The sequence below is a fragment of the Pseudomonas sp. 05N434 genome (genome assembly GCF_056396965.1).
In genome coordinates this window covers 1-684 of record NZ_JBFTMK010001011.1, presented here as the reverse complement: position 1 = coordinate 684, position 684 = coordinate 1, and the positions used below count along the sequence as shown (strand labels likewise).

1 protein-coding gene and 1 pseudogene are annotated in these 684 nt (G+C 58.8%); both read right to left on the bottom strand.

Going from position 1 to position 684, the window contains the following annotated elements; translation table 11 throughout:
- The coding region (locus AC1DLB_RS31410) for a PHP domain-containing protein (protein WP_477786456.1) at window positions 1-530 on the bottom strand (530 nt) is incomplete at its 3' end.
- Window positions 531-612: 82 nt separating this feature from the next.
- A pseudogene (gene rnhB, locus AC1DLB_RS31405) lies at window positions 613-684 on the bottom strand (ribonuclease HII); the annotation flags it as partial.

The window sequence follows — 684 nt, the reverse complement described above, 5'->3', positions numbered from 1 at the left end:
TCGTTGGGGCGGTTGGTGCGCTGGACTTCCAGATAGAAACGATCCGGGAACACCGCCATCCACTCGCGAGCCAGGGTTTCGGCTTCGTCCGGGTTGCCGCCGAGCATCGCCAGGCCGATYTCGCCCTCTTTCGCCGCCGACAGCATGATCAAGCCTTCGCTGGCTTCGGCCACCCACTCGCGCTCTATGATGATCGAACCATTGCGCTGGCCGTCGATGAAACCACGGGAGATCAGTTCGGTGAGGTTGCGATAACCTGTGGCGTTCATCGCCAGCAGGCTGATCCGGCTCAAGGGGTTGTCCGGATCCTTGTTCGACAGCCACAGGTCGGCGCCACAAATCGGCTTGATCCCGGCGCCCATGGCGGCTTTATAGAATTTGACCAGGGAACACATGTTGTTCTGGTCAGTGACCGCCACGGCAGGCATGTTCATGCCGACCAGGGTCTTGACCAGCGGTTTGATCCGCACCAGACCGTCGACCAGGGAATATTCAGTGTGCAGGCGTAGATGAACGAATGAAGCCGGCATAGTGATCCTGTCTAGAAACTAGAAACGTGAAGACAACAAGGYCCGGATTGTACCGGGCCTTGAGTAAAACATCAGCCTGCGACTAACCCTCGATCAGGTTTTCCCGCGCTTCATACGCCAGGCGTACCGGGGCGAACGAGCGGCGGTGAATCGG